This is a genomic window from Agrobacterium sp. B1(2019) (assembly GCF_008274755.1).
Taxonomy (GTDB): Bacteria; Pseudomonadota; Alphaproteobacteria; order Rhizobiales; family Rhizobiaceae; genus Agrobacterium; species Agrobacterium salinitolerans.
This window is the reverse complement of record NZ_VTPB01000007.1, coordinates 25,420-49,165: the sequence shown is the minus strand read 5'-3', so window position 1 is coordinate 49,165 and position 23,746 is coordinate 25,420. Positions and strand designations below refer to the sequence as shown.

The following is a 23,746-nucleotide window of genomic DNA, read 5'->3' as shown; positions in this document are numbered from 1 at the left end:
TCGATCTGGCGATGGCGAAGTCTGGCAAAGGCAAGCCTTGGGCCAAGGTCAGACGGAAAGCCTTCGGCCGCTTTCGGTCGCTTCGAAGAACTGGACCTTGTCTTGTTGCGGGCGAAGCCAGATCGTCTCTCCGGGCCTCAGCCGAGACCTTTCCTTGACGACAACGGAGAGGCGTGTGCCGCAAGCCGAAGCGATGACAACGGTTTCCGGACCGGTTGCCTCGACAACCGAGACCGTCGCGGGAAAGGCCATGGCGCTGTCCTGGGGCACGATGGCCAGTTCTTCCGGCCGGATCGCCAGGACGACGTCCACATCCTTGGGGAGGTCAGGACGGAGAGGAAGCGGAATCCGCGTTCCGTCCGACGCGATGAAGGCCTGGCCTTCCGGCCGCTCCAACTGGCCTGCGACGAAGTTCATGGCCGGCGAGCCGATGAAGCCGGCTACGAAGCGGTTGGCCGGCCGGTCATAAAGATCGAGCGGGTGGCCCACCTGTTCGATATGGCCATCGCGCATGACGACGATCTTGTCGGCCATGGTCATCGCCTCGATCTGGTCATGGGTCACATAGACCGTGGTCGCGCCGAGCCGCTGGTGCAGTTCCTTGATCTCCGCGCGCATCTGCACGCGCAGCTTGGCGTCAAGATTGGACAGAGGTTCGTCAAACAGGAATACTTGCGGATTGCGGACGATCGCCCGACCCATGGCCACACGCTGGCGCTGGCCGCCGGACAGCTGTTTCGGCTTGCGATCCAGCAGCGGCTCGAGCCCGAGAATGGCGGCGGCATGTTCCACCGCGGTATCGATTTCGGCCTGCGGCTTTCCGGCAAGCTTCAGGGCGAAACTCATATTCTTGCGGACCGTCATATGCGGATAGAGGGCATAGGATTGGAACACCATGGCGATGTCGCGCTCCTTCGGCCGGATCGTATTGACCACCCGGCCGCCAATGCTGATCGTGCCGCCGGAAATTTCCTCAAGACCGGCGATCATCCGCAGCAAGGTGGATTTGCCGCAGCCGGACGGGCCGACGAGAACGACGAATTCTCCGTCATCCACCGTCATGTCCAGTTCATGCAGCGCCCGATAGGACCCGTATCGCTTTACCAGTTTGTTCAATGCAACTTGAGCCAAAGGCCATTCCTCCCAGTATGATAAGCGTCCGTCAGCCCTTCGTGGCGCCGGACATGAGACCGCCGACGAACATGCGCTGCATCACCAGAAAGATGAGCGCGATGGGCAGGGTCATGACGAAGGAGGCCGCCATGACCGCACCCCAGTCGGTGTCGAATTCGGTCGAGAACTCCGCAAGCCCGATCGGCAGCGTCTTCATCTCCTTCTCGGTGGCGAAGGACAGCGCGAAGACGAATTCGTTCCAGGTGGCGACGAAGGAGTAGAGTGTAACGGCAATAATGCCGGGCGTGACGAGCGGCAGCGAGATGCGGAAAAGCACGCCGAGCTGGCTTGCGCCATCGATGATCGCCGCGTCCTCCAATTCCTTCGGGATGCTGCGGAAATAGCCCGTCAGCATCCAGACGCTGAGCGGCAGCGTGAGTATGAGGTAGACAAGGATCAGGCCGAGATAGGTGTTGATCAGGCCCAGATAGTTGAGAACGATATAAAGCGGCACGATCACGGTGGCTGTCGGCAGAAGCTGTCCGATCAGGACAAAGGCCAAAGCTGCGGAACGGCCGCGAAAGTCGAACCGGGCAAAGCCGTAGGCCGCGAAGATCGCAAAAACCAGCGCCAGGAAGGTGGAGCCCACCGAGATGATCAGGCTGTTGACGAAATAACGGGGGATGTTCGATTCGAACAGGACATTGCGGAAGTTGTCGAGTGTCGGCGGCGATGGCAGCCACTGCGGCGGTATGGTGTAGAGCTGCGACAGCGGTTTGAACGCGGAGACGGCCATCCAGAGAAAGGGGAAGACGGCGATCACGACCAGGATCAGGACGGGCAGGGCGATGAGAGCGGTACGGCGTCTGTCGCGCATGGGTCAGTCCTTTTCCTGCGCCGCGAAGACGCGCATGTAGAGTACGATGATGACGCAGATGAACAGGAAGTAGACGACCGACAGCGCGGCAGCGCGGTTGAACTCGAAATACTCGAAGGCCTGCACATAGATCTGGATGGGAAAGATCATCGAACGGTTGGCCGGCCCGCCGCCGGTGATGGAATAGATGATCGTGATGCCGTCCAGCGCCCAGATCGTGAGCAGCAAGGTGATGGAGACGAGCACCGGGCGCAGCTGCGGCAGCATGATGTGCCAGATCTCGTGCCAGAAGCTGGCACCGTCGACCCGCACCGCTTCATAAAGCTCCTCGGGCACGGATTGCAGGCCCGCCAGCACCATGACCGCGACGAAGGGAAACATCTTCCAGGCATTGACTGCAATCAGCGCCGGCATGACGGTATTGGGATTGGTCAGCCAGCCGATCGGTTCTGCGATGATCCCGACCTGCATCAGCATGTAATTGATGATCCCGTAATCGGTGTGGAACATCCAGGCCCAGGTCATGGCGGCGACAATGCCCGGCACCACCCACGGGATCAGCATCAGCGAACGCACCAGCGAGCGGCCGGCAAAGGTCTGGTTCAGCAGGATCCCGGCCAGAATGCCGAGAAGCAGCTGGAAGACCACCGAGCCGATCACATAATAGGCCGTGTTGAAGAGGATCAGCCTTGTCGAGGGCGCGCTGATGGCAATGTTGAAGTTGCGCATGCCGGCAAAGGCACCATTGGCATCCGTGACGCTGAGCTGCGCTGTGGAGACCATCGGATAGACGATCAGCGCGGCCAACAGCAGCATGGTCGGCAGGATGAACCAGATGCCGGGATTGATGTTTCGCAGTGTCATGAGAATGTCCGATGTTATGCGCCCGGCCCCAGCGGCCGGGCGCGCCACTCACCGTCCCGGGAGGATCACTGCGTCAGCAGCAATTTGATCTCTTCGGCCGCCGCATCCATGGATTCCTGCACCGTGCCGCTCTGGAGCAGGGCTTCCTGCAGATGGTTGTAATAGACTTGGCCGATCTGGCCCCATTGTGGAATGGCCGGCTGCGGGCGGGCATGCTTCAGCATTTCCTTGTGCGCATCCATGATCGGGTCCGCAAAGCGCTTGTCGTTAAGGCCAGACATCGCGGCGGGAAAGGTCGTCGTGTAAGCGGCCTGACGCTCGGGCTTGGCCATGAAGGCGGCAAGCTTAATCGCGGCCTCCTTGTTCGGCGCGGCAGCGGGAATGATGAAATTCCAGCCGCCTAGAATGGCTGCCGTCTCCTTGCCTTCCGGATGCGGCAGCGGGCCGACGCCGATCTCGATATCCGGCGCCGCGGCGCGGATGCGCTCGATATCGGATGTGGCGCCGGGAATCATCGCCACATTGCCTACCTGGAACAGCCGGCGCAGGGCGTTGGAATCGTTTTCCAGCGTCGAAGGTGGCGATACCTTGTGGGTGGTGAAGAGATCGACATAGAGCTTCACCCCTTCCACCGATGCCGACGAGTTGATGATGACCTCCTTGTTGTCCGGCCCGAGAATGCCGCCGCCATTCATCCACATGAAGGGCAGCGAGCGGAACAGCGCATTGCCGGGCTGATCGGCGCCGCCGCCGGAGACACCATATCCGAATACCTGCTGGCCCTTGCTGTTCTTGCGGGTCAGGGTCTTCGCCGTCTCGACGAATTCGGTCCAGGTCTTTGGCGGCGTCTCGGGGTCGAGGCCGGCTTCCTTGAAGGCACCCTTGTTGTAGATCAAGGCATGCGCTTCCGCCTGGAAGGGCAGGCCGTAGAGCTGCCCCTGATAGGTCGCTGTATCGAGGCTCGCCGGCAATATGTCCTGGAAGTCCACGCCTGCCGCGGTAAGCTTGTCCTTCAGCGGTTCGAGCTTGCCAGTCTGTGCCAGCGGGATGTTCGCGCCGTTCTGCACATCGATGAGGTCGGGCGTGCTGCCGGATTGCAGCGCGACCAGAATCCGGCTTTGCAGACCGCCGGCGACATTGGCTTCGACGCGGATCGTGACGTCCGGATTCTCCTTCATGAACTCCGCGGCATAATCCTTGGCCTTCTGCTCATTCCAGTTCATCGTCCACCATACGAGGTCGGCGGCGGATGCAAGGCTTGCCTGTGACAGCAGCAGGGCAATCCCAGCCGCCAGTGTCTTCGTCATGCGTTTCATGGTCATTCTCCTCCCTAGAACCTGTTGAAGCCGAAAGCTCAGACCGTCTCCCCAACGGCAGCATTCGGATTGGACCGGGCACCCGTTGAGAGACCCAGAAGCTGTGCATGGTTGATAAGCGCCCGCATGTAGCCGATCGTGTAGGCCATGCCGGCATGCCAGGGCGCTTTGCTGTGGACCTCTGGGACATGGTCGGGAACCATGATCCCGTCGAACTCCTCCTCCCGCAGGATCCGGACGATTTCGGCCATATCCACATCGCCATTGTCGACGAAGGTCTCCTCGTAATGAGGGACCTTGCCGCGCACATTGCGGAAGTGCACATAGGCGATACGTCCGGCGCGGGCGAAGCGCCGCGTCGTGTCATAGACATTGCCGGTCGTCATTTCCTGCAGCGAACCGATGCAGAATTCCAGCGCATTGGACGGGCTGTCGATAATGGATGTGAGCCGGTCGTATTTCGAAGGCTGGTTGACGAGGCGCGCAGTGCCGCGCAGGGTCTCCACCGGCGGATCATCCGGATGCGCCGCCAGCCGTACGCCTGCCGCTTCGGCGACCGGTACGAGCTCCTTCAGGAACCACTCGAGCCGCTGCCATAGTTCCGCTTCCGAAACCGTGATCGGTGCAGCACCTTCGACGCCGGGCCGATAGCGCATGTTCCACACCATGCCGTCGGGGATCGGCGCCTGCGCGTCGAAGCTGCTGGCATCGAAGACGGAGGTCACGGCGCCGCCGCGGCCGACCGGCAGGCGTCGCCAGCCCCAGACGCCGGCAAGCGAGAAATTGTAGCCGATCACCTTGATGCCGGCGCGGCCGGCATCCTCGACGAGCCGCTTCAGCGCGTCCATCTGAGCGGTCTTGCGCGGACCGTCGAGCAGGATATCCGACCAGAAGTTCGGCGCGAAGTTTTCCATGGCTGCGACGCGCAGGCCATAGTCGCCCAGCATGCTGACGACGCTCTTCATATAGTCGTAGGTCCAGAGCGTTTCGTCCGTGCAATCGCCGAGGATCGGCCCCGGCTGGCCGCCGGTCAGATAGGGCTGCGGGTCTTCGGCCGGCCGGTAGCGGCCGAGATGGACGACGACATCCTCGATCCCGAGCTGCTGCGCAAACATGGCATTGTCGCGGTTCAGGCGCTCGCCCGACAGCGTCATTCCGACCCGGATGGGCATGCACTCCTCCTTTGCATCCCGTCGCAAACAGTTCAAATATGAACGTCATGTGTTCGTATTAGAATGAGCTGTGCCAGGGTCGCTGTCAAGCATCATATGCGGGAAAAAAGGGCCGTCGCCTTTTGGAGCGCAAGGACAGGCGGGATCGCGCCGCGCCCAATAGGCGCGACGTTGATTTTGACGTCCAGCACTGGCTGAGATCAGTCGAAGAAGCCGCGATCGTCTTCTGCGAGATAGTCGATCGCCTTGTCGACGATGAAATCCACACCCATGCCCGGCCGGTCCCAGACGTCGACAAAGCCATCCTTGACGATGGGGTTGGGCAGGCCCTCGACGATGTCGTACCACCAGTCCGGCTCGCCGATGGGAATCTCGAAGGCGATGTAGTTCTGGGGCAGGGTGGCGGAAACCTGAACCAGCGCCGCCAACCCGAGAAGACCATTCGCCGTGCCGTGAGGCGCAAACAGCAGACCGTGAATATCGGCGTATTCCGCAACGCGTTTCAGCTCGGCAATCCCACCCACATCGCAGGGGTCGGGACCGAGAATATTGACGGCGCGCGTTTCGATGAGCTCGCGGAAATTCTGGCGCAGATAGATCTGCTCACCGGTATGGATCGGCGTCGTCGTGCTCATGGTCAGATCGCGATAGGCCGGCGCACCCACATAAGGGGTTTGATCGCCGGTCAGAATATCCTCGATCCACATGAGGTTGAGCGGCTCCATCGCCTTGGCGAATTTTTTCGCGTCCGGCAAAGTCCAGCCCGGTCCGCAGTCGAGCGCCAGGCCCACCGTGTCACCTGTCACCTCCTTCATCGCCTCGACACAGGCGACGACATGGTTGAACCCCTTTTCCGTCAGATAACCGGTGTCCCGCAATCCCGGCATGGGCTTGGTCGTCACTTCGCCATAATGGAAATCCGGGATCTGACGCGCCATCGGGCTGTGAAAGGCGATCGGCTGCTTGATGATGGTGAAGCCCTCCGGCCGGTCCATCATCTTCCTGCAGTCGGCAGCGTAATCATCCGGCCCCCAGCGGGTCATCGGGAAACGAACGCCGCCGTTATAGACACGCACTTTGTCGCGCACCTTGCCGCCCAGCAATTTGTAGACCGGCACACCAGCCGCCTTTCCGGCAAGGTCCCAGCAGGCCATTTCGATCGCGCTGATGGCGCTGCCCCAGGGTTTGAACGCGCCGCGGTGGCGGATGCGCAGCATGACGCGCTCCACATCCGTCGGATCCATTCCCAGGATCATCTCGCGCAGCAGCAGGATGTGATTCTTCGCATAGGGTTTCCAGAACTCCACCTGGCCGTAGCCGGAAAGTCCCTCATCCGTCACAAGGCGCACGACAGGGTGGCGCCCCAGAAGCGCACATTTCACATTGATGATCTTCAATTCTTCCTCCCGCGGCCGCCGATGCGGCGGCTCGATCAAATATCCGGAATGCGACTGGAGATGTCGGCGGCGGAATCGATCACCATGTCGCGCAGCCGGTCGCGCTCCTCATTTTCCTTGTCCGCCGCCAGATAAGGAATGCTCAGCGCCGCGATTACGCGGCCGGAAGGCGCGGTGACAGGGGCTGCCACGGCCCAGACGCTGCCGCCGTGCTCGCCGCGGTCGCTTGCCCAGCCCTGCTTGCGAATGCGGTTGAGTTCGCTCAAAAGCTTTGCCGCATCGGTAATGGTGCGAGGCGTGTATTTGGCCAGCGGTGCTGCTAGGACCCGGTTGACCGCATCCGGATCCATATGCGCCAGCAGCATTTTGCTGGCGGCGCCGGCATGAAGCGGAAAGGCCTGACCGACTGCGGGGTTGAGCGCATATTGTCCCTGTCCCGCAAAACTTGCCACCACCACCACCGCCTGATTGTCGAGGACAGACAGTTTGTTGGCCTCGCCGGTCGCTTCGGCAAGCTTCTTCATCGTCGGCTGCGCCACCGCCACCAGGTCGAAGGTCGCTTCCGACCGCACCTTGGAAGCAAGGCTGAGCAGGCGCGGTCCAAGGACATAGGTGCCGTCAAGACGACGCTGCACGACGTTATGCGCATGCAGCGTGTTGAGGATACGGTAGACCGTACTGCGCGGCATGGACAGCTGTTCCGACAGGCCGCGGATCGTCTCGCCCGCCGGCTGAAGCTCCAGCGAAGACAGGATCTCCATCATCCGCTCCAGAACCGGAACGCCGTTCTTGTCCTTGTCGTCTTGGTTGGTCTCGTCGCTCATCCAATATCCGTGCCCATCAGTCAGTTGCGAATGAAGTAAATTCTCATTTGGAGCAATAACCGATTTTTCCCGGCTCGGCATCATTCCCTCATTGACACCGGCTTTGTCAACATTCATTCTGAAATGAACAGTAGCAGTTTAAATGTGAACTAGTCAAGCTGATGGGAGTCGGCCGCAGGGGAGGATCGCAGTGAATTGGCCGGGGTGAGCCATGCTCGCCCGTGCCTGGCGCAAATGGCGCGAAGTCGGTGGTAGACCGCCAGCGACGAAAGAAATTTCAAAGACTTGAACCTTTTGACGCCGCTCCTCCAGGGTGCGGCACAATGAAAGCAGGACACTCATGATCCAGACACAGGACATCAAACGCCCGCCGCGCGAATGGGTGGAGGCGATCAAGAAGATCGGCGCCGCTACCTCTTCAAGCCAGCTCAGCAAGATGGGCATCCGCAACACCCATATCTGCGGCCCCGTTTCCAAGCGGGAAGGGGCGGTGATGTGTGGTCCGGCGCTGACCCTCCAATTCGTCCCCAAGCGCGAAGATCTGCAGGATGCGGACGAATATGCGCAGCCGGAGAAGCAGCTTCACCGGCACGTGCTCTATCACACGCAGCCGGGTGACGTGGTCGTGGTGGATGCCCGCGGCGATATGAAGAGCGGTATTTTCGGCGAGATGATGCTGACCTATTTCCAGGGCAAAGGCGGCGCCGGCGTGGTGATCGATGGCTGCCTGCGCGATTATCCGAACGCCAAACATCTCGATCTGGGAATGTGGATCCGCGGATTGACTCCGAATTTCCACACGCAGACGGACCTGATGCCCTGGGGCGTCAACGTGCCCATCTCGTGCGGCGGCGTGTTCGTCATGCCGGGGGATATCATCGTTGCCGATGATGACGGCGCAGTGGTGGTGCCGGTGTCGCATGCCGAGGAGCTGATCAAGCGGGCCTCCACCCATCATGAGTGGGAGGAATTCTCTAAGGAAAAGCTTCTCGCCGGCGGCGAGCTCAAGCGCTACTATCCTCTCCATGACGAAGCACGGCCGGAATACGAGGAGTGGCTGCGCAACAAGGCAACCAGCTGATGGACGCCGCGACGCTAAGCGAGGCCGCGTTCCGGCTGGTCTGCGACAGCCGCTCCCAACTGGGCGAAAGCCCAGTCTGGAGCGCGGCGGAGCAGGTGCTCTATTTCGTCGATATTCGCGGACCGTCGATCAACCGCTTCGACCCTGCCACGGGCGAGCTGCGCCGGTTCATGCAGTCGGAGGAGATCGGCTGCATCGGCCTGGTTAGGGGCGGCGGTTTCATCGCCGGCCTTCGCTCGGGGATCTGGCGGCTGGATGAAGAAGGCAAGTCGCTGGCCAAGCTTGCCGACAATCCCGAGGACAGGGCGACGAGCCGCTTCAATGACGGCCGCGTAGGGCCGGATGGCCGCTTCTATGCCGGCACGGTGGATGAGAGCCGCCAGGGCAAATCAGCCCTCTACCGCTATGACGCAAAGGGGTTGAGGAGGCTGATCGATGGCTTGATGTGCTCGAACGGGCTGGCTTTCTCGCCGGATGGCGCAACCATGTATCATGTGGATTCGCCCGTCTCGACGGTCACTGCACGGTCCTTCGACCGCATGTCGGGGACTGTGGGCCCTGAACGGGTGCTGATCGATATCCCCAATGATCCGGCTGCCCGCCCGGACGGCGCATGTGTCGATTCCGAAGGCTGCTACTGGCTGGCGATCTTCGGTGCATCGGTGGTGCGCCGCTTCCTGCCCGATGGAACACAGATCGGCGAATATCCGGTGCCGGTGAAGTGCCCGACCATGCTCGCCTTTGGCGGTCCTGACCTGCGAACGCTCTACGTCACCACGGCCGGCAGCCGTCGTCCGCCGGAAGAAATGGCGCAGTTTCCAGAATCAGGCAGCCTTTTCGCCATGTCCGCGCCCGTCGCGGGCCTGCCGGAGCCGCTGTTCGACGAGAATCTCTGAGAAAACCGGCTTATGATGGAAGGCGCCGGCCACGCGCGTGGCCGGCGCCATTTTTTATTCGAAGCCCATGATCTTGTGGGGCACGTAGTGCTCCGTCAGTTCCTGGATGTCTTCCGGCGTCAGTTTGATCGTCACGGCTTCCGCCGCATCGACGATCTGGCTTTCGCGGCTCACGCCGACAATCGGTGCGGCCACGGCCGGGTTCGACAGGAGCCAGGCAATGGCAATGCGGGCACGCGGAACGCCGTGACGCTTGGCGACATTGGCAACCGCCTGGATGACCTTGCCATCGGCCTCTTCGGTATCGCCGTAGAGGACAGGGCGGAGAATGTCGGTGCCCTTGCGCAGCGATTCATGATCCTCCTCGCGGGCAAGCAGGCCGCGTGCAAGCGGGCTCCATGGAATGAGGCCAACCCCTTCGGCCGCGCAGAGCGGCACCATTTCGCGCTCTTCCTCGCGATTGAGCAGGTTGTAGTGGTTCTGCATCGAGATGAAGCGCGCCCAGTTCTTGCGATCCGACAGATACAGCGACTTGGCGAATTTCCAGGCATGCATGGAAGAGGCGCCGATATAGCGGACTTTGCCGATCTTGATCAGGTCCGTCAGCGCCTCCAGCGTTTCCTCGATGGGCGTGATGGGGTCCCAGCGATGGATCTGATAGAGGTCGACATAATCGGTGCCGAGGCGGCGCAGGCTGTGGTCGATCTCCTGCATGATCGCCTTGCGAGAGAGACCCTTGGCATTGGGACCCTCGCGGAGCGGCGAGTTGATCTTCGTGGCGAGGACGATCTCGTCTCGCTTGGCGAAATCCTTCAGCGCCCGGCCGACGATCTCCTCGCTGGAGCCGTTGGAATAGATATTCGCCGTGTCGAAGAAATTGACGCCGAGTTCGATTGCTTTCTTGATCAGCGGGCGGCTGTCTTCCTCGACCAGCGTCCATTTCGGATTGCCCCGGTCGGGTTCGCCGAAGGTCATGCAGCCGAGGCAGATGCGAGAGACTTCAAGCCCCGATTTTCCCAGTCGTGTATATTCCATGATGGATCTCTCCTCAGTTGCTTTCTTGGATAAGCTCGATGCGATAGCCATCGGGATCGTCCACGAAGGCTATGACGGTCGTGCCGAATTTGACGGGACCGGGTTCGCGCACGATGGTGACGCCTTCTGCCCGCATTGTCTCGCAAGCGGCGTAGATATCGGGCACGCCAACGGCCAGATGACCGAAGCCATTGCCCCTCTCATAGGTCTCGACGCCATAATTATAGGTCATCTCGATCATCGGATCGGTCTTTTCGCTGCCATAGCCAATGAAGACATTGGTGTATTTGCCCTCCGGCACGTCGATTGTGCGGATGACCTCCATGCCGAAATGTTTCGTGTAGAAATCGATCGATCGCTGAAGATCCCCCACCCGGATCATGGTGTGCATGAAGCGGGGCGGCCTTGCGGCGGTGGTTGCAGTGGTCATGACATTTCTCCTCATGTCGTTGGAAGGGTCGTGAAAACGGAAACTTATTAAGCCCGCGACAAAAATTGTTTTGTCCCGCCAATCAAAATTGCGGTAGAAAATAACAGCGATTTCTCGCATTTTCAGGGAGGATGACTGATGGATTTGACGGGCAAGACGGCGCTGGTGACGGGCGCTGGCTCGGGAATCGGCAAGGCTGCGGCACTGATGCTGGGAAAGCGTGGCGCCAGGGTTGCCGTGCTGAGCCGGACCGAGAGCGAGATCGTCAAGACGAAGGAAGAGATTGAAGAAGCGGGCGGCGAAGCGCTGGCGCTGACGGGGGATGTCAGCCAAGAGGAAGCGATGAAGTACGCCGTCGAGCGGATCGCCTCCGCCTGGGGCAGGCTGGACATTGTCGTTGCCAATGCCGGCATCAATGGCGTGTGGGCGCCGATTGAAGACCTTCAGCCGCAGGAATGGGACAAGACGATCGCCATCAACCTGCGCGGAACCTATCTCACGCTTCATTATGCGGTTCCCCACCTCAAGGCTGCGGGGGGCGGGTCGATCGTGGTCGTGTCCTCGATCAACGGGACCCGCACCTTCACGACGGCGGGCGCCACGGCCTATGCGGCGACCAAGGCTGCGCAGCTTGCAATGGTCCAGCAATTGGCGCTTGAGCTCGGCAAGTGTAAAATCCGCATCAACGCCGTCTGCCCCGGCCTGATCGAGACCAACATTCCCGACAGCACCATCAAGCGCAACCAGGATGCCGCTCGCATTCCGGTGATCTGGCCGGAGGGTGACATTCCGATCACTGGCGGCAAGGCCGGTACCAGCGAGGACGTGGCGGAGATCATCGCTTTCCTGGCCTCGGACTATGCCCGTCACATTACCGGCTCGCCCGTGTGGATCGATGGTGGGCAAAGCCTCCTGCGATAGCCGCATCTTAGCGGCGGAGCGGGTCAAAGCCGCTCCCCCGCAACATCGAAAAGCGAAACCTGCGCCGGGTTGACGTAGATCGGCATTGCCGTTCCGAGGTTCGGCGTGTGGTCGGATGTGGTTCGCAGCGAAAACGTCTCTCCCCCCAATGTGCCCCAGAGCAGCGTATCGGGTCCCATAGGCTCATCGATGGTGAAAGTTGGTTCCAGGCTTTCCGTGTGCTGCGGCGAAGGCTGAAGCTGAGCCTGTTCCGGCCGGATGCCGAGTGTCGCAACCTGGCCGTCAGACACCGGATGCGTGAAGTCATAGCCGTTGAGGCCGATCTCGCCGCTGCCATCCAGTCTGAAGGCCAGCGCCTCATCGCGACGGACAATCCGGCCGGAGAGGAAATTCATCTGCGGCGAGCCGACAAAACTCGCCACGAAACGATCGACGGGCCTCTGATAGATTTCCTTGGGGCTGGCCAATTGGCGGATGACGCCCTTGTGCATGACGGCGATGCGGTCCGCCAGCGTCAGTGCCTCGACCTGATCATGCGTCACGAAGATCATGGTGGAGCCGAGCGCCTTGTGCAGCCGCTTTATTTCGACGCGCAATTCGGTCCGCAGCTTGGCATCCAGATTGGAAAGCGGTTCGTCGAAGAGCAAAACGCTGGCATTGCGAACCAAAGCCCGGCCAATGGCGACGCGCTGACGCTGTCCGCCGGACAATTGCGCCGGCTGGCGCTTCATCAGCGGCTCGATCTGCAGGATGCGGGCTGCATCGGCCACGCGCCGGGCAATCTCGGCCTTGGGCATGCCGGACATTTTCAGGCCGAAGGAGAGATTGCCCTCGACGGTCAGTCGCGGATAGAGCGCGTAGGACTGGAAGACCATGCCTATTCCACGCTCGCTGGGCTCTGCCCAGGTGACGTTCCGGCCGCCGATGAAGACCTGTCCCTCGGTCAGGTCCAGCAGGCCGGCTATGGCGTTGAGAAGGGTGGATTTGCCGCAGCCCGAAGGGCCGAGCAGCACGATGAATTCTCCCTCCGCCACCTCAAGATTGAGGGTTTCCAGCACGTTGACTGCGCCAAAGGAGATTTTCAAGTTCCGCAGGGAAACGCTGGACATGATGACTTACCCTTTGACCGCGCCGGCGGCGATGCCGCGCACGAACCAGCGGCCTGAAATGAAGTAGATGATGAGGGGGACGGCAGCGGTCATGATCGTCGCCGCCATGTTGACGTTATAGGCGATCTCGCCCTCCGTCGGTGCCACGAGATTGGTCAGCTGCACGGTCATCGGACGATTTGCGAGGCCGCCAAAGGTCAGGCCCATGATGAAATCGTTCCAGATGCCGGTGACCTGCAGGATGACGGCGACGACCAGCATCGGAATGGACATTGGCAGCATGAGGCGGAAGAAGATCGAAAAGAACTTTCCGCCATCGACGCGCGCCGCCTTGAACAGATCGATCGGTATCCCTGCGTAATAGTTTCGGAAGAGCAGCGTCATCACCGGCAGGCCGAAGATCACATGGGTCAGCACCAGGGCGTAGATCGTGCTGAACAGGCCGGTAGCGGAATAGATGCGCACCAGCGGATAGATGAAGACCTGATACGGCAGGAAGGCGCCGAGGAGCAGCGCGGCAAACAACAGATTGGCGCCGCGGGCCCGCCAGAAGGAAAGGGCATAGCCGGTGATCGCGCCGATCAGGATCGATGCGATGACGGAGGGGATCAGGATCTTCACCGAGATCCAGAAACCGGGACTGATGCCGCGGCAATCAAGGCCGGTGCAGGCGCTTGACCAGGCCCGGATCCAGGGCTCGAATGTCACGGCCGAGGGCAGCGCAAAGAGCCCGCCTTCCCGGATTTCCGCCATCGGCTTCACCGAGGTTACGAGCATGACGTAAAGCGGCAGAAGGAAGAAGAGGGCTGATATCAGCAGGAAGGCATAGATGCCGATTCGGGCCGGACCGATACGCCTGGGGGCAGGTCCGCTTGGACCCTCGCTTGGGTGGTGCGTGGTCATCGGCTTATCCCTTCGGCGTCTGGCGGCGGAAATATTCTGCGTAGAGCCAGGGCGTCAGCACGCAGAGAACCGTGACGAGAAGCGTGGTCGCGGCTGCGGTGGCAAGGCCGATGTTCTGGCGCTGGAAGAGGTAATCCATGACGAATTTCGCCGGGACGTCGGAGGAGAAGCCGGGGCCGCCGCCGGTCAGCACCAGCACCAGGTCGTAGAGTTTGACGACGCCGAGCGATAGGAGGACCGTCGCACTGATGAAGCTCGGCCGCAGGACCGGAATGACGATGTGCAGGTAGAAGCGCCAGGGTTTGATCCCGTCGATGCGGGACGCCTTCCAGAGATCCGGATCGATGCCGCGCAGACCCGCCAGCATGATGGCCATGACCAGCCCCGCGGCATGCCAGACGCCGGCGAGCACGACACAATAGATCGCGGTGTCCTGTCCAACGATCCAATCGAAGCGGAAGCTCTCGAAGCCCCAGCCCCGAACGGTCTTTTCAATTCCGAGCGTCGGGTTGAGGATCCACTGCCAGACAAGGCCGGTGACGATGAAGCTCATCGCATAGGGATAGAGAATGACGGTGCGCAGCACGCCTTCTGCCCGGACCCGCTGGTCGATGGCAACCGCGAGCAGAAAGCCCAGCACGAGCGAGATGCCGATCATCAGAACGCCGAAGATCACCATGTTCTGGATGGATGTGAGCCAGCGATCCGTGGCGAACAGGCGGATATACTGGTTCACCCCGGCAAAGCGGGCGGCCGGGAGCATGCGCGAATCCGTGAACGAAATGCCGACCGTCCAGATCATCGTGCCGAGATAGGCGAAGACAACAATCAGGATGGCGGGCATCAGGCCGACATAGACGCTCCAGCGGATAGGTCGCTGCTTCATGGTGGTTCCGTGCTCTGCTTTGGGTGCCGGGCGGTGAAAGGCGGTGAGAGGCATCTGCCAAACGCCTTGGAGGCGGGTGCCAAACGGGGGTATGAGGCGGCAGAGACTGCCGCCTCGCCAGGTCAATCCTGGAATTGCTCAAGCACGGCGGCGTATTTCTGCGCAAACTCTTCCGGGGTCTGCGAGGGCGTCGCCCAATATTGCACGACGACATCGGCCAGTGAGTTCAGCATGTCCGCACCGGCCAGCCAGTCCGGGCCTGCCAGTTGTTTGCTCGGATCTTTCAGAACCTCAAGTCCGATCTTAGAGCAGGCGTCGAGACCGGATGTGTCAACATCGTTGCGGACAGGCATAGAGCCCTTCAAATTGTTGAAGTTCACCTGAACATCCTTGTCGAGCATGATCTTCGCCATCAGCGCCTGCGACTGAGACGCGGCTTCCGAGCTCGCTTTCGGCATGATGAAGACGTTCGAGTCCATCAGGAAATTCTGCTCGCCAAGGCCCAGCACACAGCCGTAATCCTTGCCGGCGACCCAGCCTGCTGCGGAAAATTCACCCTTTTCCCAATCGCCCATGATGTGCATGGCGGCCTTTCCGGTAATTACCATGGAGGCCGCCTCGTTGAAGGAGCGGTTGGGCGTGCCGGGATCGGTATAGCTGCGGATCTTGGCATAGACTTCCGCAACGCGCTTGAATTCCGGCGTCTCGGTGGCCTCCGGCTTCTTGTCGCGGAAGATCGAGAGGTAGAGTTCACGTCCACCAGCCCCCGCCAGCACGCCGTTGAAGAGTTGGTGTTGCTGCCAGGGTTGAGCGCCGAAGGCCAGGGCAATCACGCCGCCTGCCTTGAATGTGTCGGCTGCCGCGAAGAACTCTTCCCAGGTCTTCGGCTCCTGAACCTTGAACTTCTCGAACAGTGCCTTGTTGTACCACAGCCAGTTCGGCGTCTGGAGATTGACTGGCACCGCATAGATGTGGCCGTCGCGGCTGACTGCCTCCAGCACATCGGCAGGCAGCACTTGTTTCCAATTCTCCGCGCTGCCGACATCGTCCAGGTTGCGCAGCAGGCCGGCATCGGCCAATTCGCCGAATTGCTTGCCGGCATTCATCATCATCACCGTCGGCGGGTTTCCGCCGACAATGCGGTTGATACCCGTCGGCTTTGCGACATCGCCATTGACAATGGCATTGTCCACCCATTGGCCGCCTGCGGCATTGAAGGCGTCGGCAAACACTTTGACGGCTTTCGACTGCGCTTCCGTGGTCCACCAATGCAGTACCTCGGTCTTCTCGGCAGCCATGGCCGGCTGGATCAGCGCAAGCATCAGGCCTGTAGCGCTCAATAGGCTGCGGTACTTCTTAGACATTGTGATCTCCTCCCGAAATCATGCGGCCGGGGTTCCTCCTCCCCGTCCATCCCCAGCTTAGTTTTGCCCTAATCCATCCGTCAACCTGAGACGCAAAAAAATGCGGTTGAAGGCAAACATGGTTAGGTTGCCGAGTACAGGAACAGGCGCTTCCAGCAAAGCTGTGCATGCAATTCAAATATGAACCGCATCAGTTCCTATTTAAGATTCCATCGCGCAGCGGCAATGTCAAGGCGCAAGGTGGCGCTTGGTGAGGAGAATGCGGGCCGTCAAGAGCACGGCGATCCGGCCTGCGCCTTGTGCCCCTATTTTGCCGGAGGGCGGACGCGGGACAGCCAGCTCGATGCACTGCAGGGTCCGGTCGATTCGCGCTCGATGATTTCTGATACGAGCGCAAGGCGCACAGGCGGCCGGCCTCTTGCCTCGACGCTGACGGCCCGATCATAGATGCAGCGGACCATGGCCGCGCCCATCTCCACCTGGGGCGTGCGTACCGTCGTCAGCCTGGGCGCGACGTGCATGGCGGATGCGAAATCGTTGAATCCGACCACGGAAATATCCTCCGGGATGCGGATACCCAGGCGCAGCAACTCGGAAACCACCGCAATGGCAATGCCGTCATGGGCGCAGAAGAGCGCCGTCGGCTCATGATCCTTGCCGATATAGTCGAGAAAGGCGCTCCTGAATCCTTCGTTCTCTTCGAAGACGATGTCATCCACCACGCTGTCCGGTATTGTGGCGGCGCCGTCGCGGAACCCGCGGAAACGCTCGACGCGCCCCATCGGCGTGGCGCTGCCATGCACGAAGGCCATGCGGCGATGGCCGAGCTTCAGCAGCATCTGGGCCACGCCGAAACCGGACTCCCAATCTGCGCCGACGACCTGGTCTATGTGCTCCATGGGCGCGGCATAACTTGCACAAACCACGGGCAGTCCGGTTTTCGATGCGAGGGCGGACCATTCGGATGGGCGTGGAACGGCGAGAATGATGCCGACGACCGATGGATCGAGCTGCGTGGTGTCGTTGAGATGCCGTGCCTGCCTCGGCAGAATGAAGAGACCGAGCCGCTCCCCCTCCTGTTCGGCGCCGTGCATGATGTTCAGCCATAATTCGCTGCTGACCGGATCGATCTCCTGGCGCATGAAGAGAATGTTTCCGGCCGGCGGAGCGATTTCCTGTCCGAGCCGGTAACCCATGGCATGGGCGGCGCGGATAACCCGGCTGCGGGTTGCCTCTCCCACGCCGGGCTTGCCCGACAGGGCGCGCGAGACGGAAAACTTGGACAGGCCGAGGCTGTCGGCAAGATCTTGAATTGTTATGCGTTTCGACGCCATTTGCACCCACCTTCTGCCCTGCATCGTTGTGACGCAGGAGCACGTTCTCGTCAAGTGTTGCGGCAATTTACAAAACAATGTTGCGCTTGTTTGTTTTCGATGTTAGCTTCCACCCTAACAAACGGGAGGAGCTGGATGGCGAGGGAGGAGACCTCATGTCGTCCGGTATAGTCACTTGGCAAAACATGTCGTGGCCGCTTTGGCGGAGATCCCTCCGGGATCGCAAAAGCTCGTGCATGTCGAAGGTCGCGCCATAGCGGTCTTCAACGTGAACGGGGAACTCTTCGGAATTTCCGATGCCTGTCCGCACCAGGGCGGAAGCCTGGCTTCAGGAGCGACAGTCGGAATGACGACATCCGGCGAACCGGGGACCTTCTGTCATTCCCGCCCGGGAGAATTCGTCCGCTGCCCTTGGCACAGCTGGGAATTCGACCTGCGAACCGGTCAATCATGGTGCGATCCGCGGCGATTCCGCACCAGGCCCTACGAATTGAGCGTCGAGCCCGGATCGTCCGTGCGCGGGCCATACAAGGCAGAGACCTTCGGCGTCACCGTCGAAGAACGATACATCGTCGTCGAGCTCTAGGCTCGCGACGCAAGCCGGAAGGAGGAGGTCCGTCTTGTCAGCTTCACATGCGATCGATTGCGATATCCATCCAGGCGTCCCAAGCATAAAGGCGCTCCTGCCCTATATGAGCGATTATTGGCGGGAAGCCTTCGTGGCACGCGGTCAGGACAATTTCCAGCCGGCCAGCTATCTGCCGAATTCACCGCTCGCCTGCCGTCCGGACTGGCGCGACGGCGACACGATTGCCGGCAGCAATTTCGATCTCTTGCAGAAGCATGCGCTCGATGGTTTCGGTTCAAGCCTGGCCATCTGCAATGTCCTCTATGGCGGCTCCTTCTCGATCAGTGAAACAATGGGGCAAGCGATCTGCTCCGCCGTCAATGACTGGGTGAAGGCGCAATGGCTGGATCGCGATCCGCGGCTGAGAGCCTCCATCGTCGTGCCGACGCAGAATCCGGCGCTCGCGGTCGAGGAGATCGAGCGGCTGGCGGATGATCGCCGCTTCGTGCAGGTCCTCATGCCGGTCGGGCTCGACACCATGCTTGGCAAGCAGCATTACTGGCCGATCTTCGAAGCGGCAGCGCGCCACGATCTGCCGATCGGCCTGCATGCCGGCAGCCTGTACCGCTATGCGCCGACCACCAATGGCTGGCCGAGCCATTACCTGCAGGATTATGTCAGCAACACCCACGCCTTCGAGAGCCAGTTGCTGAGCCTCATTGCGCAGGGCGTCTTCCTCAAATTCCCGAGGCTGAAGATCGTGCTGATCGAAAGCGGCGTGACCTGGCTGCCGGGCTTTCTGTGGCGGGCGCGCAAGACCTGGCGCGCCGTCCGTCCCGAAGTGCCGTGGGTTAACGAATCTCCGATCGATATTGTGCGCCGCCATGTCAGGTTGACGGCACAGCCGATAGACGGACCGTCCGATCCCGCAATCCTCGAGCGCGTGCTGAACCAGATCGGCTCGGAAGACATGCTGCTGTTTGCATCCGACTATCCGCATTGGCAGTTCGACGGCGATCAGGTTATCGCCGCCGGTGTGCCGGAGCGCGTTCGGACCAAGATGATGCACGACAATCCGCTCGCCACCTATCCACGTTTGCTGGAGACGTTGCAATGAGCGCCGCTGTTGAGGCTACAGACGGTGCGGTTCAGGCCGCGCCGGCGTTCGAATTCATCGATTGCGACATCCATCCGGCGTTGAAGCACAAGAAGGCGCTGCATCCTTACCTGGAGCAGCGCTGGCGCGACCATCTCGACAGCTATGGCGCCCTGGCACATTGCGTTTATGCCGGACGCGGCGGCCCTTATCCCCGTTTCACGCCGGAGACCGCAAGGCGGGATGCATGGCCACCGACTGGCCATCCGCCCGGCTCCGATCTCGAATTCATGCAGGAGCAGCATCTCGACGCCCACGGCGTCAAGTTCGGCATCCTGCAGCCGATCGTCGGCGCCAACAATGCCCGCAACACGGATCTTTCGGCAGCCCTGTGCACCGCCACCAATGACTGGCAAATCGACGAGTTCACCTCGAAGGACAAGCGGCTCAAGGCATCGATCCATATCTGCGCTGAAGATGCCGAACTGGCGGTGAAGGAGATCGAGCGCCGTGCGGGAGATCGCAGCTTTGCGCAGATCCAGCTCGGCTCGCGCTCGGTGGAGCCGATCGGCCGCAAGCGCTACTGGCCGATCTTTGAAGCTGCCGAGCGCACCAATATCCCGATCGGTTTTCATGTCGGCGGTCCTTCTCCCTATGCGCCGTCACCCAGCGGCTGGCCGGATTACTATATCGAGGATCATCATGTTCTTACCCACAGCGCACATGCGCAGGTGGCGAGCATGATCCTCGAAGGTGTCTTCGAAATCTTCCCCAAGGTACGGGTGGTGATGATCGAGGCGGGATTTGCCTGGGTTCCCTCGCTCGGCTGGCGATTGGACAATCACTGGCGCAAGCTGCGCAGCGAGACACCGCTCTGCAAGAGCCCGCCGTCGGACTATCTGAAGCGGAATGTGTGGTTCACCACCCAGCCCGCCGAAGAGCCGGAGCAGCGGGACGATTTGCGGCTGCTTTTCGACCTCATCGGCTTCGACCGGATGATGTTCGCCACCGACTATCCGCACTGGGACTACGACGATCCTAAACGGGCCATCGTGATGCCGATGAGCGAGGCGGAGCGGCGCATGCTCTTCCACGACAACGCAATGAATTTCTACGCCAATCTCGATCGAAAGACGATGCCATGAAGAAGCTGATGAACGATCCCGCTCATTACGTCGACGAGGCGCTGGACGGCTTGACCCTGGCCCACCCGTCGCTGATGCGCGATGGATCGGCCGGTCGCGTGATCCGCCGTGCCGAGGCTGCGCGGAAGGGAAAGGTCGGAATTGCTTCGGGCGGAGGCTCAGGCCACCTGCCGCTTTTCTGCGGCTATGTCGGCCCGGGACTGCTCGATACCTGCTCGATCGGCAATGTCTTCGAGGGACCGAATGTCGACAGCTGCATGGAGGCCATCCGTCTTGCCGATGGCGGCCAGGGCGTTCTGCGCCTTTACGGCAATTACGGCGGCGACCGCATGAATTTCGACATGGCCGGCGAGATGCTGGAGGATGAGGGCATTCGCTGCACGACCGTTCTCGGCACTGATGACATCGCCAGCGGCGGACCGGACGAGATCGAGCGTCGGCGCGGCGTAGCCGGCCTGATCTATGCCTATAAATGCGCCGGCGCGGCGGCCGAGGCCGGTGCCGATCTCGAAGAGGTGACGCGCCTGGCGGCGAAGGCCGTGGCGATGACGCGCACGATCGGGGTGGGACTGGCCGCCTGCCGCCTGCCATCCGCCGCCAAGCCAAGTTTCGAGCTCGGCGAAAACGAAATCGAGATGGGGATCGGCATTCACGGCGAACCGGGCATCTGGCGCGACACGCTTCGCCCGTCGGATGCGGTGGCGGACGAGATGGTCGAGAGACTGCTGGCAGATCTTCCACCCTCCGGCGCGGAGGTTTCGGTGCTCGTGAATGGCCTGGGCGCAACGCCGATCGAAGAATTGTTCATCCTCTACCGCCGCGTGCATAAGAAACTCGCCGAAGCAGGGCTTCGCGTCGTCATGCCGCTCATTGGCAATTACGTCACGTCGATGGAGATGCAGGGCGCCTCCGTCAGCCTGTTTCATCTGGATGAAGAGCTGAAGCGCCTTCTGCTTGCGCCGGCCGAATGCCCGTTCTGGAGGGTTGGCTGATGGAGCTGACCGTTGCGCAGATCGCCGAAGGCGTGCGGCGGGCCAATCATGCCATGGTCGATTTGGAGCAGGCACTCAACGCCGCCGACGCCAAGCTTGGTGATGGCGACACGGGGTCGATGCTGGTGCGCGTCATTGGGGGAATGGCAGCGGCCGCGCCAGAGACGGCGACCTCTGTGAGCGAGGCCTTTGGCAAGCTGGCCCGCGCCGGCATGTCGGCGACCGGCTCCAGCCTCGGCACCCTGTTTGCCGGTGCAATGCTCCTGCTTGCAAAGCAGACGAAGGACCGGCCGGTGGATTGGGCCGATCTGTCGGCTTTGGTCGGTGCGGCCCGCGACGGCATGATGGCGCGCGGCGGTGCCAAGCTCGGCGACAAGACAGTGCTGGACATGATGGATGCCCTGGCTGCAGCGCTCGAGGGAAAAACGGATGCGGCGCAAGCCGGAAAGGCAGGCGTCGATGCGGCCGAGCGCACGCTCGAAGCCTATCGTGACCGGCCGTGCAAAATGGGGAGGGCCAAGTTCTTCTCCGAGAAAAGCGTGGGGCTCGACGATCCCGGAATGCTCGCCTTTGCGGGCCTCGTGCGGGCGCTTGCCACGGCAAAGTGAGAATGGAGGAGAAGACAATGGCGGTTCAGCAATTGGAACCCGCAGGACCCTATGCCGCCACGGCGGACGAGGATGTCCTGTTCGACCGGCGCAATGCATGGATCAAGTTTCAGGACCGGATCTTCGTCCCGCTGACGATCGTGCCGACAGTCGTCGCGAGCCTGCTCGTATTCGGCATTCCGCTGGCATTCTCGCTGCTGTTGAGTTTCCAGGGCTGGAAGATCGATAGCGGCCTGTTTGCGGGGCAGTTCGTCGGTTTGGCAAATTACCAGGACCTGTTCACGGATCCCTTGTTCCGGTCGAGCCTGATGCTCACCATCGGCTATACGATCTCGACGGTCCTGCTTGAACTTCTGTTCGGTCTGTCTGTCGCGCTTCTGCTCAACAGCCGCGTCCCGTTCGTCCGGGTCTTCCGCACTGCGCTGATCATCCCCATGATGATCACCCCGATCGTCGCTGCCCTGACATGGAAGCTGCTACTGGATCCGAGCTATGGCCTGATCAACGCGATCCTCGGCACCAATACCGTTTGGCTCGGAGATCCGGATCTTGCCCTGATTGCCGTCGGAATCGTGAATGTCTGGCAGAACACGCCATTCGTCGCCATCCTGCTTCTGGCCGGCCTTCAATCGCTGCCAAGCGAGCCGGTGGAGGCTGCCGCGGTCGATGGCGCCAGCCCCTGGCAAACCTTCCGCCATGTCACGCTGCCTCTGTTGATGCCCTACATCGTCGTGGCCGTTCTGCTCCGGACCATCTTCGAGTTCCGCTCGTTCGAGAACATCTGGGTCATGACCGGCGGTGGTCCGGCCAATTCCACCAAGCTTCTGTCGGTCTATACGTTCGAGGCCTCGTTCCTGTCCTTCGACCTCACGCTCGCTGCGGCCTCATCATGGGTCATGCTGTTCATCGTATTGATCTTTTGCGTCTGCTTCATCTTCGCCACCAAGCGAAAGGAGATCCAGTAATGGCCGGTTTCGCCCGCGGCAAGCGCCGCAAGCTCATCGGGAATGTCCTGACCTATGTCGGTCTGGTGACGCTGTTCCTCGTCTTCGTCTTCCCGCTCCTGTGGATCGTCGGCATCTCGCTGAAGACACGAGAGCAGATCTTTACCAATCCGCCGGTCTTCTTCTGGGTGCCGACCTTCGAAAATTACGTGCAGGTGCTGACGCAGTCGGATTTCCTCGCCTCGTTCGGCAATTCCTTGATGGTGACCACAGCCTCCGTCACCCTGTCGCTGCTGATCGGCATCCCCGCATCCTACACTTTCGCGCGGTTCCGCTTTCCGGGCCAGAGCGTGGCGATGATCACGCTGCTCATCATGCGCATGCTGCCGCCGGTGGCGATCCTCCTGCCGCTCTTCGTGCTCTTCAAGGCGGCGGGCCTGTCCAACACGCTGGCATCCGTCATCATCGCCTATACCACTTTCAGCCTGCCGCTGATCGTCTGGGTCATGAAGGACTATTTCGCCAATCTGCCGAAGGAATTGGAGGAGGCGGCCTATATCGACGGCGCGTCCCGCATGCTGGCCTTTCGCAAGATCGTGCTGCCTCTGGCGCGACCGGGCATCGTGACCGCCGCCATCCTGTCGCTGCTACTCGCGTGGAACGACTTCATTTTCGCAGCCATCCTGACCAACAACGCGACGCGCACCTCGCCGGTGCTGCTCGCAAGCTATGCCGGAGGTGAGACCGGCACCAACTGGGGCGCGATTACGGCCTCCGGCGTGCTTGTCGTCATCCCCGTCATCATCTTCTCGATGATCGTCCAGAAGCACCTCGTGCAGGGACTGTCTTCGGGAACCGTGAAGTAAAGACC

General features: G+C 61.1%; 24 protein-coding genes. 10 read left to right on the top strand and 14 right to left on the bottom strand.

Going from position 1 to position 23,746, the window contains the following annotated elements; translation table 11 throughout:
- Window positions 1-48: 48 nt before the first annotated feature.
- The 7 genes from ugpC to AGR1_RS28800 form a co-directional block, all read right to left on the bottom strand.
- Entirely contained in the window at window positions 49-1,131 is a 1,083-nt protein-coding gene (gene ugpC, locus AGR1_RS28830) for a sn-glycerol-3-phosphate ABC transporter ATP-binding protein UgpC (RefSeq protein WP_149149154.1), read from the bottom strand.
- Between the two features lie 31 nt (window positions 1,132-1,162).
- Window positions 1,163-1,990, bottom strand: a complete 828-nt coding sequence (locus tag AGR1_RS28825; protein WP_149149153.1) for a carbohydrate ABC transporter permease — start codon at window positions 1,988-1,990, stop codon at window positions 1,163-1,165.
- A gap of 3 nt (window positions 1,991-1,993) precedes the next feature.
- Window positions 1,994-2,854, bottom strand: a complete 861-nt coding sequence (locus AGR1_RS28820; RefSeq protein WP_246669780.1) for a sugar ABC transporter permease — start codon at window positions 2,852-2,854, stop codon at window positions 1,994-1,996.
- A gap of 65 nt (window positions 2,855-2,919) precedes the next feature.
- Window positions 2,920-4,170: a sugar ABC transporter substrate-binding protein gene (locus tag AGR1_RS28815; protein ID WP_187772323.1), complete on the bottom strand. Its 1,251-nt coding sequence runs from the start codon at window positions 4,168-4,170 to the stop codon at window positions 2,920-2,922.
- Window positions 4,171-4,208: 38 nt separating this feature from the next.
- A complete protein-coding gene (locus AGR1_RS28810) occupies window positions 4,209-5,342 on the bottom strand; it encodes a mannonate dehydratase (RefSeq protein WP_149149151.1) in 1,134 nt (377 codons plus the stop codon).
- A gap of 200 nt (window positions 5,343-5,542) precedes the next feature.
- Window positions 5,543-6,739: a mandelate racemase/muconate lactonizing enzyme family protein gene (locus AGR1_RS28805; RefSeq protein WP_149149150.1), complete on the bottom strand. Its 1,197-nt coding sequence runs from the start codon at window positions 6,737-6,739 to the stop codon at window positions 5,543-5,545.
- Between the two features lie 35 nt (window positions 6,740-6,774).
- Window positions 6,775-7,563 (bottom strand): IclR family transcriptional regulator, encoded by a 789-nt coding sequence (locus AGR1_RS28800; protein WP_187772322.1) that lies wholly within the window; start codon window positions 7,561-7,563, stop codon window positions 6,775-6,777.
- Window positions 7,564-7,903: 340 nt separating this feature from the next.
- Here AGR1_RS28800 and AGR1_RS28795 point away from each other — a divergent pair, with 340 nt between their 5' ends.
- Both AGR1_RS28795 and AGR1_RS28790 read left to right on the top strand, forming a co-directional pair.
- Window positions 7,904-8,644 (top strand): ribonuclease activity regulator RraA, encoded by a 741-nt coding sequence (locus tag AGR1_RS28795; protein ID WP_149149148.1) that lies wholly within the window; start codon window positions 7,904-7,906, stop codon window positions 8,642-8,644.
- Window positions 8,617-9,540: an SMP-30/gluconolactonase/LRE family protein gene (locus AGR1_RS28790; protein WP_246669779.1), complete on the top strand. Its 924-nt coding sequence runs from the start codon at window positions 8,617-8,619 to the stop codon at window positions 9,538-9,540. Before AGR1_RS28795 ends, AGR1_RS28790 begins: the two co-directional genes overlap by 28 nt.
- Window positions 9,541-9,594: 54 nt before the next feature.
- Here AGR1_RS28790 and AGR1_RS28785 read toward each other — a convergent pair whose 3' ends face one another.
- Together AGR1_RS28785 and gloA are read right to left on the bottom strand one after the other, a co-directional pair.
- Window positions 9,595-10,575 (bottom strand): aldo/keto reductase, encoded by a 981-nt coding sequence (locus tag AGR1_RS28785; RefSeq protein WP_149149147.1) that lies wholly within the window; start codon window positions 10,573-10,575, stop codon window positions 9,595-9,597.
- Between the two features lie 13 nt (window positions 10,576-10,588).
- Complete coding sequence (gloA, locus tag AGR1_RS28780; protein ID WP_149149146.1) at window positions 10,589-11,005, bottom strand: lactoylglutathione lyase; 417 nt, start codon at window positions 11,003-11,005, stop codon at window positions 10,589-10,591.
- A gap of 138 nt (window positions 11,006-11,143) precedes the next feature.
- Here gloA and AGR1_RS28775 point away from each other — a divergent pair, with 138 nt between their 5' ends.
- Window positions 11,144-11,926, top strand: a complete 783-nt coding sequence (locus AGR1_RS28775) for an SDR family NAD(P)-dependent oxidoreductase (RefSeq protein ID WP_149149145.1) — start codon at window positions 11,144-11,146, stop codon at window positions 11,924-11,926.
- A 23-nt stretch (window positions 11,927-11,949) separates the two neighbouring features.
- Here AGR1_RS28775 and AGR1_RS28770 read toward each other — a convergent pair whose 3' ends face one another.
- The 5 genes from AGR1_RS28770 to AGR1_RS28750 all read right to left on the bottom strand — a co-directional run bounded on the left by AGR1_RS28770 (window position 11,950) and on the right by AGR1_RS28750 (window position 17,522).
- Window positions 11,950-13,035, bottom strand: coding sequence for an ATP-binding cassette domain-containing protein (locus AGR1_RS28770; RefSeq protein ID WP_149149144.1), 1,086 nt, complete (start codon window positions 13,033-13,035; stop codon window positions 11,950-11,952).
- Window positions 13,036-13,041: 6 nt separating this feature from the next.
- On the bottom strand, window positions 13,042-13,938 hold the full coding sequence (locus tag AGR1_RS28765; RefSeq protein ID WP_149149143.1) for a carbohydrate ABC transporter permease: 897 nt from the start codon (window positions 13,936-13,938) through the stop codon (window positions 13,042-13,044).
- A 4-nt stretch (window positions 13,939-13,942) separates the two neighbouring features.
- Window positions 13,943-14,824 carry a sugar ABC transporter permease gene (locus AGR1_RS28760; RefSeq protein ID WP_149149142.1) on the bottom strand — a complete coding sequence of 294 codons (882 nt, stop codon included), beginning with the start codon at window positions 14,822-14,824 and terminating at the stop codon, window positions 13,943-13,945.
- A gap of 122 nt (window positions 14,825-14,946) precedes the next feature.
- The gene (locus tag AGR1_RS28755) at window positions 14,947-16,188 is read right to left on the bottom strand and encodes an ABC transporter substrate-binding protein (protein WP_246669778.1); all 1,242 of its coding nucleotides are present in this window, start codon (window positions 16,186-16,188) and stop codon (window positions 14,947-14,949) included.
- A 305-nt stretch (window positions 16,189-16,493) separates the two neighbouring features.
- A complete protein-coding gene (locus AGR1_RS28750) occupies window positions 16,494-17,522 on the bottom strand; it encodes a LacI family DNA-binding transcriptional regulator (protein ID WP_149149141.1) in 1,029 nt (342 codons plus the stop codon).
- Between the two features lie 175 nt (window positions 17,523-17,697).
- Between AGR1_RS28750 and AGR1_RS28745 the strand changes: the two genes are divergently transcribed.
- The 7 genes from AGR1_RS28745 to AGR1_RS28715 are packed head-to-tail and all read left to right on the top strand — an operon-like array spanning window position 17,698 to window position 23,741.
- Window positions 17,698-18,108, top strand: a complete 411-nt coding sequence (locus AGR1_RS28745; protein ID WP_149149140.1) for a Rieske (2Fe-2S) protein — start codon at window positions 17,698-17,700, stop codon at window positions 18,106-18,108.
- 34 nt (window positions 18,109-18,142) lie between these two features.
- On the top strand, window positions 18,143-19,207 hold the full coding sequence (locus AGR1_RS28740) for an amidohydrolase family protein (RefSeq protein WP_149149139.1): 1,065 nt from the start codon (window positions 18,143-18,145) through the stop codon (window positions 19,205-19,207).
- Window positions 19,204-20,331 carry an amidohydrolase family protein gene (locus AGR1_RS28735; RefSeq protein WP_149149138.1) on the top strand — a complete coding sequence of 376 codons (1,128 nt, stop codon included), beginning with the start codon at window positions 19,204-19,206 and terminating at the stop codon, window positions 20,329-20,331. Before AGR1_RS28740 ends, AGR1_RS28735 begins: the two co-directional genes overlap by 4 nt.
- The gene (locus AGR1_RS28730; RefSeq protein WP_149149137.1) at window positions 20,328-21,323 is read left to right on the top strand and encodes a dihydroxyacetone kinase subunit DhaK; all 996 of its coding nucleotides are present in this window, start codon (window positions 20,328-20,330) and stop codon (window positions 21,321-21,323) included. The genes AGR1_RS28735 and AGR1_RS28730 overlap by 4 nt, the downstream gene beginning before the upstream one ends.
- Window positions 21,323-21,931 carry a dihydroxyacetone kinase subunit L gene (locus tag AGR1_RS28725; RefSeq protein WP_149149136.1) on the top strand — a complete coding sequence of 203 codons (609 nt, stop codon included), beginning with the start codon at window positions 21,323-21,325 and terminating at the stop codon, window positions 21,929-21,931. Before AGR1_RS28730 ends, AGR1_RS28725 begins: the two co-directional genes overlap by 1 nt.
- Before the next feature lie 17 nt (window positions 21,932-21,948).
- Window positions 21,949-22,896, top strand: coding sequence for a sugar ABC transporter permease (locus tag AGR1_RS28720; RefSeq protein WP_187772321.1), 948 nt, complete (start codon window positions 21,949-21,951; stop codon window positions 22,894-22,896).
- Window positions 22,896-23,741: a carbohydrate ABC transporter permease gene (locus tag AGR1_RS28715; protein ID WP_187772320.1), complete on the top strand. Its 846-nt coding sequence runs from the start codon at window positions 22,896-22,898 to the stop codon at window positions 23,739-23,741. The genes AGR1_RS28720 and AGR1_RS28715 overlap by 1 nt, the downstream gene beginning before the upstream one ends.
- Window positions 23,742-23,746 lie beyond the last annotated feature (5 nt).

Bases quoted from the DNA above. Each gene is read 5' to 3' on its own strand.
- AGR1_RS28725 (WP_149149136.1), top strand. From the start codon at position 21,323: ATGGAGCTGACCGTTGCGCAGATCGCCGAAGGCGTGCGGCGGGCCAAT.
- AGR1_RS28715 (WP_187772320.1), top strand. From the start codon at position 22,896: ATGGCCGGTTTCGCCCGCGGCAAGCGCCGCAAGCTCATCGGGAATGTC.
- AGR1_RS28795 (WP_149149148.1), top strand. From the start codon at position 7,904: ATGATCCAGACACAGGACATCAAACGCCCGCCGCGCGAATGGGTGGAG.
- AGR1_RS28765 (WP_149149143.1), bottom strand. From the start codon at position 13,938: ATGACCACGCACCACCCAAGCGAGGGTCCAAGCGGACCTGCCCCCAGG.
- AGR1_RS28800 (WP_187772322.1), bottom strand. From the start codon at position 7,563: ATGAGCGACGAGACCAACCAAGACGACAAGGACAAGAACGGCGTTCCG.
- gloA (WP_149149146.1), bottom strand. From the start codon at position 11,005: ATGACCACTGCAACCACCGCCGCAAGGCCGCCCCGCTTCATGCACACC.
- AGR1_RS28815 (WP_187772323.1), bottom strand. From the start codon at position 4,170: ATGAAACGCATGACGAAGACACTGGCGGCTGGGATTGCCCTGCTGCTG.
- AGR1_RS28720 (WP_187772321.1), top strand. From the start codon at position 21,949: ATGGCGGTTCAGCAATTGGAACCCGCAGGACCCTATGCCGCCACGGCG.
- AGR1_RS28760 (WP_149149142.1), bottom strand. From the start codon at position 14,824: ATGAAGCAGCGACCTATCCGCTGGAGCGTCTATGTCGGCCTGATGCCC.
- AGR1_RS28825 (WP_149149153.1), bottom strand. From the start codon at position 1,990: ATGCGCGACAGACGCCGTACCGCTCTCATCGCCCTGCCCGTCCTGATC.
- AGR1_RS28785 (WP_149149147.1), bottom strand. From the start codon at position 10,575: ATGGAATATACACGACTGGGAAAATCGGGGCTTGAAGTCTCTCGCATC.
- AGR1_RS28820 (WP_246669780.1), bottom strand. From the start codon at position 2,854: ATGACACTGCGAAACATCAATCCCGGCATCTGGTTCATCCTGCCGACC.
- AGR1_RS28770 (WP_149149144.1), bottom strand. From the start codon at position 13,035: ATGTCCAGCGTTTCCCTGCGGAACTTGAAAATCTCCTTTGGCGCAGTC.
- AGR1_RS28775 (WP_149149145.1), top strand. From the start codon at position 11,144: ATGGATTTGACGGGCAAGACGGCGCTGGTGACGGGCGCTGGCTCGGGA.
- AGR1_RS28730 (WP_149149137.1), top strand. From the start codon at position 20,328: ATGAAGAAGCTGATGAACGATCCCGCTCATTACGTCGACGAGGCGCTG.
- AGR1_RS28810 (WP_149149151.1), bottom strand. From the start codon at position 5,342: ATGCCCATCCGGGTCGGAATGACGCTGTCGGGCGAGCGCCTGAACCGC.
- AGR1_RS28735 (WP_149149138.1), top strand. From the start codon at position 19,204: ATGAGCGCCGCTGTTGAGGCTACAGACGGTGCGGTTCAGGCCGCGCCG.
- AGR1_RS28750 (WP_149149141.1), bottom strand. From the start codon at position 17,522: ATGGCGTCGAAACGCATAACAATTCAAGATCTTGCCGACAGCCTCGGC.
- AGR1_RS28755 (WP_246669778.1), bottom strand. From the start codon at position 16,188: ATGTCTAAGAAGTACCGCAGCCTATTGAGCGCTACAGGCCTGATGCTT.